The sequence below is a fragment of the Mangrovimonas sp. ST2L15 genome (assembly GCF_001280515.1).
Classification (GTDB): Bacteria; Bacteroidota; Bacteroidia; order Flavobacteriales; family Flavobacteriaceae; genus Mangrovimonas; species Mangrovimonas futianensis.
In genome coordinates this window covers 234,093-246,161 of the sequence record NZ_LBIQ01000035.1, presented here as the reverse complement: position 1 = coordinate 246,161, position 12,069 = coordinate 234,093, and the positions used below count along the sequence as shown (strand labels likewise).

Here is a 12,069-nt window from a genome sequence, read left to right as displayed (position 1 = left end):
GTTTTATAAATTTAGTGTTAGTTAAGTTGGTTAATAGTGAAAAACCCGAGGTAATTTTAAAATGCCCCGGGTTTTTCTTTTTATTTTAATCCTATTTTGAAATTTACCATTTTATAATGGCACTTCCCCAAGTGAAACCACTTCCAAAGGCTGCCAACACAACCGTATCTCCTTCCTTAATCTTCCCTTTTTCCCATGCCTCTGTCAAGGCAATTGGAATGGAAGCCGCAGTGGTATTTCCATATTTTTGAATGTTGTTGTAAACCTGGTCGTCAGACAATTTAAACTTCTTTTGAATGAATTGTGCAATTCTCAAATTGGCTTGATGCGGAATCAACATGTCAATATCCTGAGGCGTCAATTCATTTTTATTCAATCCTTCCATGATCACTTCACTAAAGCGAACCACTGCATTTTTAAAAACAAACTGTCCATTCATATACGGATAGTAGCTTTCATCCTGCTCACTGTTATCAGCCAATATATCGGTCACCCATCTTTTCCCCATTCCAGGAGCGATAAGACTTAATTCTTCAGCATGTTCCCCTTCAGAATGCAAGTGGGTGGATAATATTCCTTTTGTTGTATCCTCCGTTCTCGATAAAACGGCTGCTCCAGCCCCATCTCCAAATATCACCGAAACGCCTCGTCCCCTTGTGGTTTTATCCAAACCATGAGAATGAAGTTCGCTACCAATAACCAAAACATGTTTATACATACCTGTTTTAATAAATTGGTCTGCCACAGATAATCCATAAACAAATCCAGAACATTGATTTCTCACATCAAGTGCTCCTACCGTTTTGATACCCAATTCCTTTTGAACAGTAACACCTGGACCTGGAAAGTAGTAATCAGGGCTTAAGGTCGCAAAGACAATAAAATCAATTTCATTTTTATCTATTCCGGCGCGTTCAATCGCAATTTTAGCTGCTTTAACGCCCATAGAAGAAGTTGTTTCCCCAGAACCGGGTTTCACCCAACGACGTTCTTGAATTCCAGTTCTTTCTTGAATCCATTCATCACTGGTATCCATCAATTGGGTCAAATCATCATTACTGACTACGTGGTCTGGCACATAATAACCTAACCCACTAATTTTTGAATTGTACATAAAATTTAGAACATATTTGCTTGTGCAATTTAATTAATTCACCCCTATTTTATCAATAAAACAAAAGCTATCGTTATGCATGCATAACATATACAAAATGTCACTTTGTCATCTTTTTTCGGTTGGTATTTTTTTTGACTACCACTTTTCGAAAATTATTAAAAAACAGAAATTAAATTTTAGATACTATGGCAAAAGGAAATATTAATGTTTCGGTTGAAAATATCTTTCCATTAATTAAGAAATTCCTGTACAGTGATCACGAAATCTTTTTGCGTGAGCTAATCAGTAACGCAACAGATGCGACTTTAAAACTAAAGCATCTTACAGGTATAGGAGAAGCCAAGGTTGAATATGGCAATCCTCTTATTGAGATAAAATTAGATAAAGATCAAAAAACGCTTCACATCATTGACCAAGGTATTGGTATGACGGCTGAAGAGGTAGAAAAATATATAAATGAGGTAGCTTTTTCGGGTGCCGAAGAGTTTTTAAATAAGTATAAAGACTCTGCCAAAGATAGTGGCATAATTGGGCACTTCGGATTAGGTTTTTACTCAGCATTTATGGTGGCCAATAAAGTTGAAATCATTACTAAATCTTATTTAGAAAATGAGGAAGCTGTACACTGGACTTGTGATGGGTCTCCAGAATTTACCCTTGAACCACATAATAAAACCGAAAGAGGTACTGAGATCATTCTTCACATCAATGATGAAGACAAGGAATTTTTAGAAGATTCAAGAATTAGGGAGTTGTTGGTGAAATACAACAAGTTTATGCCTATTCCAATTAAGTTTGGAACAAAAACGGAAACCCTACCAAAACCAGAGGATGCTAAAGAAGATGATCCAGCTCCAACCCAAGAGGTTGATGATATCATCAACAACCCAACTCCGGCTTGGACCAAACAGCCAACCGATTTAGAAAATGAAGACTATAAAAACTTCTATCGTGAGCTTTACCCAATGCAATTTGAGGAGCCATTGTTCCACATTCATTTGAACGTAGATTATCCTTTCAATTTAACGGGAATCCTTTATTTCCCTAAAATGACCAATGACCTAAACGTTCAAAAGGATCGCATTCAATTGTACCAAAACCAAGTGTTTGTTACCGATAATGTAGAAGGAATTGTTCCTGAATTTTTAACCATGTTGCGAGGGGTTATTGACTCTCCAGACATCCCTTTGAATGTTTCGCGTTCTTATTTACAAGCTGATGGCGCGGTTAAGAAAATTTCTTCTTACATCACCAGAAAAGTAGCCGATAAATTAAAATCTCTTTTCAACAACAATCGTGAAGATTTTGAAAAGAAATGGAATGACATCAAAATTGTTATTGAATACGGAATGCTTTCAGAAGAAAAATTCTTTGAAAAAGCTGAAGCATTTGCTCTTTATCCAACAGTTGATGGCAAATATTATACATATGAAGAATTGTATAACGCCATTAAAGCAAAACAAACTGACAAGGACGATAAATTAGTCATCCTTTATGCCTCTGATAAAGATGCCCAACACAGTTATATTGAAGCAGCTCAAGCCAAAGGCTATGAAGTATTGTTCCTTGACTCACCTATTGTTTCTCACTTAATGCAGAAATTGGAAGGATCTAAGGAAAATATCACTTTTACCCGTGTGGATGCAGATCACGTTGACAATTTGATCAAAAAGGATGAAAATAAAATCTCTAAATTAACAGAAGACCAACAAAAGGAATTGGATGAGTTATTAAAAGAGGTGATTCCTGCGGAGAAGTTTACCGTGAAATTAGAGAACATGGATAGCGATGCTGCACCATTTATGATTACCCAACCAGAATTTATGCGTCGAATGAAAGAAATGCAAATGACTGGTGGTGGTATGTTTGGAATGGGTAACATGCCAGATATGTACAACCTAATTGTCAACACAAATTCAGAATTAGTTGGAGAAATCATTAGCACCAAAACCCGTAAGAAACAAGAACGTTTAATCAACCAAAGTTTGGATTTAGCGCGCTTGTCCCAAGGTTTACTTAAGGGTGAAGAATTGACTAACTTCATTAAAAGAAGTTATGAAATGATCAAGTAAATGGTCTTTACATAAATGAAAAATAAAAGCCACTTCCCAACGAAGTGGCTTTTTTATTGGCGACAGCCTCATTAAATAGCCCCCTTAACTCAACCAAAGGGAGCTTTTGCTAAGTATGGATTTTATCATGGGTAATTCTTGAATAGGTTTGAGAAACTTTAAATTTCTAAATCATGAAAAATCAATTTAACTTAAACATCAAAACACCTTGCCAAGAGAATTTCAATTCATTTAGCAAAACCCCTAACGGTGGATTTTGTCAATCCTGCAAGCATGAAGTAGTCGATTTCACGACTATGGACCATAAAGAAATCTCTCTTTACTTCAGTTCAAAAGAGAATAATAATACCTGTGGTAGATTTAAGCAATCACAATTAGCCGCTTTTGCAACTCCGATAAGCAAGACTAAGATTAATTTCTTTAAAGGCATTGGATTGGCTTGTATTTCCTTTTTCTCTCTACACAATTTACAAGCCCAAGATGTAATCAAACAAACAGACTCCATTAATAATAGGGATAACATACAAAACCAGGTTGTAAATAACCCTATAACAGTTTCAGGTGTGGTTATGGAAAATTCAATACCATTACCTGGCGTAACCATTCTTTTACAAGGAACGAATATTGGAACAACCTCAAATTTTGATGGGTATTTTGAGTTTCCTAAAAAATTAAAAAAAGGCGATGTGCTTTTGTTTAGCTTTATAGGTATGGAATCCCAAAAAGTGGTTATAGAGGATGAATCTTCACCTCAATTAGAACTAAAAGTCAACATGAATTCCGATTCCTATATCTTAATGGGAAAAGTTGCTGTAAAAGAAGTTTATAAATCCAAGTAAACCATGAAGTATTCCTTTTTGATAGGCTTGTTCTTCATTTGGAAGTTAAGCTTTGGGCAAATTTCAGATTTCAATACGGTAGATTTTGCAAAGGCCGATTACATGGCCAAATTAAATCACGGCAGGAGCATTGACAATTTACCCTTACTTGCTCAGCGCTTAACTTCCAATCTCACCACTGATGTTGAAAAATTCAGAGCTATTTATACGTGGGTTTGTTATAATATTCAAGGGGATGCTTCTCAGGATTCTAAGGTTAGTAGGAAACGGAAAAAATTTAAAAATGATAGTATTTCCTATTTAGACTGGAATGACTCCTTCAAAAAAAAGGCGTTTAAACAGCTTCTCAAAAATAAAAAAACCATGTGCACGGGTTATGCTTATTTAATAAAGGAGTTATGCTTTTTAGCGAATATTGAATGTCAGATTATTAATGGATATGCACGAACAGCCGAGGCCAATATTGAAGAACTTGATATCGCAAATCATTCTTGGAATGCAGTGAAACTAAATAATAAGTGGTATTTATGTGACGCTACTTGGTCCAGTGGATATTTTATAAGGGATGTATTCATTAAAGATTTTAATGAAGGTTACTTTTTAGCAGATCCTGTGCTTTTTTCTCTAAGCCATCGTCCGTTGGACAAAAAATGGTTGATTAACGATGATCTGGCTCAAAATCCATTTGTTCCAGCCCCTATCGTTTATGGAGAAACCTTTAAAAACCAAGTAGTCCCAGTTTATCCAAGGGAATTCCAAATTGCAACCAAGAAGGGTCAGGAAGTTATTTTTAGTTTACATCCTCTAAATCCGAAATTTGAAGATTCCATCTCCTTAGTACATTTTGTGGGTGTGGAACAACGGCCCTTTTCTATATATGATATAAAAAATGAAGGCGAACAGATTTCTTTTAAATATGCTTTTAAACATAAAGGGACTTATGATGTCCATTTAAAAGTTGGCGATGACATTGTGGCTACCCATACAGTAAAGGTTGGTGACAAATAAAAAAAGCTCTCAAGAGAAATCCTGAGAGCTCATTTAGTTGGTTAATTAGGAGTTTATTTTTAATTTACAGACAAGCTACCATTGTTCAAGCTAATAACTTTTGAATCTGTTGGATCAGTACATCCAACCCAAGTATAGGTTTCATCATAGATGGGTACCGCATTATTCACATTGCAATGACCATTTGCAGATTCAGCTGATGCATTTACGCCAGTTGGCAAATACAAAATATATCCGGGGAATAGCTCAAGTTCCTCATATTCACTTATCAAGTTATAATTGAACGTTCCTTGCGGTCCATCAACACAAGTGCTCGTATGAGTAGACATAAATGTTGCGATACTTAGAATAGCACCTGAAGGATCAGTTGTATGAATTGAAAACTTGGCTTTGCCATTAGGCATTTGTTGTATTGTCCCCAATCCTCCAATAAAAATTAATTCCTCTTCGGTAATAGCGAAATATGTCAAACTATAACCATCAGAAAGCAAACCTAGACCATTTCCTTCTCCTTTTTTTTGGAGTTGTCTATCCGCAATGATTTCCTTGAATTCTTGACTTTCAGAAAGTCGATTTGTAAGTTCAACCATATAGTTGCTTTTCCCCAAATTAAGGTCTTGCTCAATACTATCATTCACTCCCTCATCAGAGCACGAAAAAGTAATAACCGATAGCACAAATAAAAGTAAAATTGAATTTTTCATAATAGTTAGATTTTAGATTAATAGCACATTATTTTGAAACGATTAATTAGGCGGAAATCATTTCTACGAGCAATATTAAAACCTAATCTATTGATTTTTAAATTGTTTTTATCCTATAGAAACATTCTTATCAAACGGTTGATCAAACGGTAGTTTTTGTATAAAAAACCGTTTGATTAAATATTTAATAACTTATAAATAAATGCATTAACTTTAAGAATCTCCTTTATAGAATTATTATGACCAGTCATAGCCACCATACCAAATACATCAACCTTGAACATGTTTATGGCATATCAAGAGGTGACAAGGACAAAATTCTCAAATACCTCAACCAGTTCAACGAATTGATTCCAGAAAGACTAGACTTACTTAATCGGGCTTTGCTTTTAAAGAATCGAGAGCAGGTTAGGCAAATCATTCACAAAATGAGTCCACAGCTACAGTTTTTTGGTATTCAATCAATTAGTCATCATATTCATAAATTAGAGCTCGATTTTAAAACCATGCCTTTCTCAGAGCTTACTGCGATGGTTAACGATATAATTCTTAATTTAGAACAAGCTATTAAAGAGGTGCACAGCACCATTATCGATCTTGAAACTAACTAACAAAATATCCGCATTGCGGTGCGTCATTGTTGATGACGATCCCTTTATTCAAGAATTATTAAAGGATAAACTGCTCAATTACTTTCCAGAAATTTCTTTGGAAGGTGTTGCTTCCAATGGCCATGAAGGCATTCAGCTTATTAAAAAACTAAATCCCGATTTGGTTTTTTTGGATGTGGAAATGACTGATATGACCGGGTTTGAAATGCTCGCAATGTTTGATGAGCTCCCTTTTAAAATCATCTTCATTACTTCCTATAAACATTATGCCATTAAGGCCATACGATCCAATGCTTTGGACTATTTATTAAAACCTTTTGACCTGGAAGAATTAAAAAATGCCATTTCCAGATTCAAAAAAAATCATTTGGATCAAACCCAGAACTTAAAAAATACTATAAGTACCCTTAAGACTAAATCAAACAAAGATGACTTACTAACATTAAAAACACAACAAGGAGACTTATTCATACCGCTCGATGATATTATTCATATTGAAGGAGAGCGTAATTACAGTCTAATCCATTTGGTCAATCAGAAAAAGGAATTGGTATCCAAAACACTTTCAAACCTTGAAGACCTTTTAAAGGGTAAAGGTTTTTTTAGGTGTCATAAATCTTTTATCATCAATAAATCTCACATTCTGGAAGAATCCAACCATAACTATGTGGTTCTTTCAAACCATAAAGAAATACCTATTTCAAGACGTAGGAAGGATACCTTTTCAAATTGGAATCGAAATTTATAACCATTAACCTTAAGGTAAATCATTTTCTGAGTTGAAAAAAATAGTCCTCATAGCAATTTTACTTGGCCACCTCAGCTTTATGGCCCAAGAACCTAGAGTAACATTTGAACTGGACAGTCTCAAATTATTATTAGATAAAGCAACTTCAAATGAGGATATCGAAAATGAAATCTTGATAAGGGAGAAACTATTTCGCCTAGAATTAGAGAAAATTGCCAACTACGGTCAAGCACTTAGCGATGGTCTATCTCTTGAACCACTTGTAAATAAAAATATTCATATTGCAAGCATCCTTAATATAGCACCATCTGTTTATGGTGGTATTGCCTGGTTACACCATTCCAATGCGGATTATGAGAAGAGCAATGACTACTATCTAAAAGCCATTGATTATGCCAAAAAGGCAAATCAAAATAAGAACGTTTTCAAATTTAGAAGCAGTATCGGTTTTAATGAATACCTATTGGGCAGAAAAGATGAAGCCCAGGAAATTATGCAAGAACTATACATTGAAGCCGAAAAATTAAAGGATACGGAAATGCTATCTGATAGCCATTACGGTTTTTATACCATCCTTATCGAAGAAAACCCTACCGAAGCATTAAAACATGCCAAATTAAGTCTTAACACTACAAATTCAAGAAACCTAAGTCACAGAAACATCAACATTGGCACCTGTTTCTTAAACATGCAGGAAGCTGACAGCGCTCTTTACTATACCAAAATAGGAGAAAAGATTGCCATTGAAAACAAACTGATCCAACAACAGGCGAATGCCTTTAGTCAGTTAAAGGACATTTACGGCATACTCGGAGATTATAAAAATGCCATTTATTATTTTGAATTGTATGATCAATTGGACAGACAAATAAATTCCTATAAAAATTCCCTAGAACTTCTGGTTTCCCAAAGAAACCAAATGCAACTTCGTGAGGCACTCAATGAGGAAAAATTAACCAATCAGAAAAGAATTAAATGGATAGGGTTTATGGTTGCCTTTATTTTAGGTATGTTGCTCATTTATCTATTTAATAGACTGCAATTTATTCAGAAACAGAAAAAATTAATCGAGGTTCAAAAAACGAGGGCCGAACAATCAGAAAAATACAAAGAGCAATTTTTGGCCAACATGAGCCATGAAATAAGAACGCCTATGCATGCCATTTCGGGCATCACGAACAACTTAATCAGAAATAAACATCCCGAATATCAACAGCCCTATTTGGAGGCTATGAAAACAAGTTCAGACAATCTTTTGGTACTATTGGATGATATATTGGACTTATCAAAAATAGAATCAGGCAAACTAAAAATTGAAGAAAAATGGTTTTCTCCAAAAGGCGTTGTTCAGAGTACAGTGCAATCCCTGCAATATAGAGCAGAGGAAAAAGGATTATGTATGGAAACCCACTTCTCCCAAAACTTTCCAGATCAAATTTTGGGAGATGCAGCAAGACTTAGTCAAGTGTTGATCAACCTTATCAGCAACGCCATAAAATTTAGTGATAAGGGAACCATATCTATCTCTGTGGAGTCTAAAAACACACCAAGTAGTCTGATATTCAAAATTTCTGACCAAGGAATAGGAATCCCAACCTCTCAAATTGATAAAATATTTGAAACTTTTGAACAAGGAGCCAAATCGAAATCACAAATTTACAAGGGTACTGGACTGGGCTTGAGTATATCCAAAAGACTCATTGAACTACAAGGTGGCAGGATTTGGGTTAACAGTAAAGAAAATAGAGGTAGTGATTTTTATTTTGAATTGCCGGCAAAAACCCAAAATTATATTACCAATACTGAAAATGATCTTCAAGGAATTTCTTTAGACCAACTAGGAAAAAGCCTTACAGGCCTAACTGTGCTTTTAGTTGAGGATGACGAATTCAATATTATGGTTGTTCAAGATGATTTGAATTACTACATCCCTGATGTAAATATGACACTTGCAAAAAACGGAAAAGAAGCCATAGATCTTTATAAAAAACAGGCTTTTGATATCATACTAATGGACATGCACATGCCGATAATGGATGGTTGTGAAGCAACCGAGATGATAAGAAAACTAGAAATCGAAGCTTCTCAATCACAAATTCCCATTATTGCCATGACTGCCAACAGCATTACTTCAGAAATACAAAAGTGTTTGGCCTCAGGTATGACCGACTACATTTCAAAGCCCTACAAGATTGAGATATTATTATCAAAAATTGCCAAATATCAGGATTCATCCAATTGATGTTTGTTTCCTTAAGGTATTGCTATAAAATTAATTACCTTTAGAATACTTATTTAAAATCATAGATATGCTTATTTCTAAAAGGGTGCGAATTACCCGAGTTATTGAAGGAACTTGGAAGCATTTCGTTATAAACATCATTATCTGTATAGTCACCTATTTTTCTTATCACTTTATTATTCAACATCATATACAGATACCTTTGCTATTACCTTCCATTCTAGGGACAGCGCTTTCTTTCTTTATTGGGTTTAAAAACAGTCAGGCTTATGATAGATGGTGGGAAGCCCGAAAAATTTGGGGCGAATTGGTCAATGACTCGAGAAGTTGGAGCAGGCAAATTTTGAGCTATTTAAACTCCGAAGATGACCAGTTGGGTGACGATTTAAAACAGAGAGCTATTTACAATCATTTGGGATTTTTATATGCCCTGAAGAAAAATCTAAGAGCATCTGATGATTTTGACTACAGAAAATTTCTGGAGCCCGAAGACTTAACATAGGTGGAAACCTATTCAAACATTCCCAATGGCATACTGGGTTTACAAACTAATTTACTGAACGATTTCTACCAAAGAGGCCTTATTGACGGATTTAAATTTATGGAGTTGAATCGAGCCAACACGCGTTTTTGTGATCAAATGGGTAAATCAGAAAGGATTGCCAATACGGTATTTCCTCCCAGCTATAACTATTACACCAAAATGTTTATTTGGATTTTTATTATTTGCGTGACCCTAGTATCATCAGACTACATAAGCTATTGGTCGATTTTTGCAGGCATCCTAATTGGATATGTCTTTCTTACAACCTATAAAATTGGGGTGTCCTTATTAAATCCATTTGAAGACATTGCTTCAGGAATTCCTTTAGACCAAATTACTCGAACCATAGAAATTAATTTGCTTGAAGCTTTGGGGCAAGAAAACATTCCTGAACCCGTCCAACCCATTGACGGAGAATATATCATGTGAAAAACTTTCCAACCCCACTCCTATTCCGCTATTATTAAAATACTTACATCCAAATTTATTTTATTTTTTATATTTTTAAGTTAAAGCTATTAACAATGAAAAAACCAAAAATCCCTCAACCATTTCTACTGCTCCTTTTTCTGTCAACAATTTTAAATGCCAGTCTTTTCGCCCAATCCATTGAAGATGACATAAGCGCCTTAGCTAGTAAAGAATATCCCGAAGGAGGACCAGGGGTATCAATTTTAGTAGCCAAAAATGGGAAACCCATTTATAAAGAAGCATTTGGAATGGCCAGTATCGAATTGAACGTTGCTATGAAACCTGACAATGTATTTGAAATTGGCTCTATTACCAAACAGTTTACTGCAATTGCTGTTCTTATGTTAAAAGAACAAGGAAAGCTGAAGCTTGAAGATGACATTACAAAGTTCCTTCCAGATTACCCAACACATGGAAAGTCAATCACGATTCACCATCTTCTTAATCATACCTCGGGCATCAAAAGCTATACAGATATGCCCAGTTTTATTCAAGAAGCACGAACCGACTTCACCCCGCAGGAATTGATCGACACCTTTAAAAACGAACCCATGGATTTTGAGCCGGGAGAAAAGTTTAGATATAATAATTCTGGATATATCCTTTTAGGCTATATCATTGAAAAAGCAAGCGGTGAAACCTATGAAGATTTTATTGACAACCATATTTTTAAACCATTGGGCATGTCTAGTTCCTATTATGGCTCTAACTTAGAAATAATAATGAAAAGGGCCTCTGGATACCAACAAGTGGAACAAGGGTTTGCTAACTCAAATTATATTAGCATGACCATTCCATATGCAGCCGGTTCTTTGATGTCTACCACCACAGATTTATTGAAATGGCAAAATGCCCTCAATTCTTACAAACTGATTACCAATGCCTCCTATGAATTGGCCATTCATGGTTCTACCCTTAACAATGGTGAGCATATTGATTATGGGTATGGCTTAAGTGAAATGACTATTCAAGGTTCCCAAGCCATTTCACATGGAGGGGGAATTTTTGGTTATACAACCATGGGAATTTACTTTCCAAAAGAAGACATATTTGTTTCTGCTTTAAGTAATTGTTCCTGCAAAAATGTAACTGGTTTAGCCAATAAAATTGCAGCCATCGCGATTGGAAAACCGCTTCCTAATGTTAAAGACGCTATTACTTTAAATGAGACCCAATTAAATAAATGGTTAGGTGCTTATCAATTTGAAAATGATATTGTAAGACATATCACTTTAGACGAAGGCAAACTATACAGTCAAAGAGAAGGAAGCACCAAGCTTCCTATTTTTCCATTATCAGAGAATCAATATCTATTTGAAGATGTTATTTATACGTATGATTTTTTTGAGGAAGACGGTGTCAAAAAGGTTACATTCAAATCACCATCCAATACCCAAATAGGCATCTTTACAAACAAACTTCCTCCTGCGGAAAGAAAAACTATCACCTTGACCGAAAAAGAAATAGAGCCCTATGTTGGTAAATATGAATTGATGCCTGGATTCATACTTACCTTTACCAAAAATGGAAACAAACTTTTCACCCAAGCTACAGGACAGCCGCAATTTGAAGTTTTCCCTGAAAGTAAAGACACCTTTTTTCTAAAAGTAGTTGAAGCGAAAATCATATTTAAAAAAGACACTCAAGGTAAAATTACCAGTCTTGATTTACACCAAAATGGCGTCATTCAGAATGCCAAAAAAATTGAATAAA

The 12,069-nt window shown here is 35.1% G+C and carries 9 protein-coding genes and 1 pseudogene; 8 read left to right on the top strand and 2 right to left on the bottom strand.

From position 1 onward, the window contains the following. Nucleotides 1–103: 103 nt before the first annotated feature. Complete coding sequence (locus ZA07_RS14180) at nt 104–1,114, bottom strand: 3-oxoacyl-ACP synthase III family protein (protein ID WP_053972418.1); 1,011 nt, start codon at nt 1,112–1,114, stop codon at nt 104–106. 188 nt (nt 1,115–1,302) lie between these two features. On the opposite strand from ZA07_RS14180, the gene htpG reads away from it, so the two are divergent. The 3 genes from htpG (at nt 1,303) to ZA07_RS14165 (ending at nt 5,036) form a co-directional block, all read left to right on the top strand. Continuing rightward, nucleotides 1,303–3,189 (top strand): molecular chaperone HtpG, encoded by a 1,887-nt coding sequence (htpG, locus tag ZA07_RS14175; RefSeq protein WP_053972417.1) that lies wholly within the window; start codon nt 1,303–1,305, stop codon nt 3,187–3,189. 173 nt (nt 3,190–3,362) lie between these two features. Next, on the top strand, nt 3,363–4,028 hold the full coding sequence (locus tag ZA07_RS14170) for a carboxypeptidase-like regulatory domain-containing protein (RefSeq protein WP_053972416.1): 666 nt from the start codon (nt 3,363–3,365) through the stop codon (nt 4,026–4,028). Nucleotides 4,029–4,031: 3 nt separating this feature from the next. Beyond that, entirely contained in the window at nt 4,032–5,036 is a 1,005-nt protein-coding gene (locus ZA07_RS14165; protein WP_053972415.1) for a transglutaminase domain-containing protein, read from the top strand. A gap of 59 nt (nt 5,037–5,095) precedes the next feature. On the opposite strand, the gene ZA07_RS14160 is transcribed toward ZA07_RS14165, so the two are convergent. After that, on the bottom strand, nt 5,096–5,740 hold the full coding sequence (locus ZA07_RS14160) for a hypothetical protein (protein ID WP_053972414.1): 645 nt from the start codon (nt 5,738–5,740) through the stop codon (nt 5,096–5,098). A gap of 239 nt (nt 5,741–5,979) precedes the next feature. Here ZA07_RS14160 and ZA07_RS14155 point away from each other — a divergent pair, with 239 nt between their 5' ends. From ZA07_RS14155 to ZA07_RS14135, 5 genes and pseudogenes are all read left to right on the top strand, one after another. Next, the gene (locus tag ZA07_RS14155) at nt 5,980–6,351 is read left to right on the top strand and encodes a hypothetical protein (RefSeq protein WP_053972413.1); all 372 of its coding nucleotides are present in this window, start codon (nt 5,980–5,982) and stop codon (nt 6,349–6,351) included. A 13-nt stretch (nt 6,352–6,364) separates the two neighbouring features. Further along, a complete protein-coding gene (locus ZA07_RS14150; protein ID WP_157492159.1) occupies nt 6,365–7,099 on the top strand; it encodes a LytTR family DNA-binding domain-containing protein in 735 nt (244 codons plus the stop codon). 79 nt (nt 7,100–7,178) lie between these two features. Beyond that, nucleotides 7,179–9,341 (top strand): ATP-binding protein, encoded by a 2,163-nt coding sequence (locus ZA07_RS14145; protein WP_053972411.1) that lies wholly within the window; start codon nt 7,179–7,181, stop codon nt 9,339–9,341. A 67-nt stretch (nt 9,342–9,408) separates the two neighbouring features. Further along, nucleotides 9,409–10,314, top strand: a pseudogene (locus tag ZA07_RS16315) (bestrophin family protein). Between the two features lie 95 nt (nt 10,315–10,409). Beyond that, nucleotides 10,410–12,068, top strand: coding sequence for a serine hydrolase (locus ZA07_RS14135; RefSeq protein WP_053972410.1), 1,659 nt, complete (start codon nt 10,410–10,412; stop codon nt 12,066–12,068). Nucleotide 12,069 lies beyond the last annotated feature (1 nt).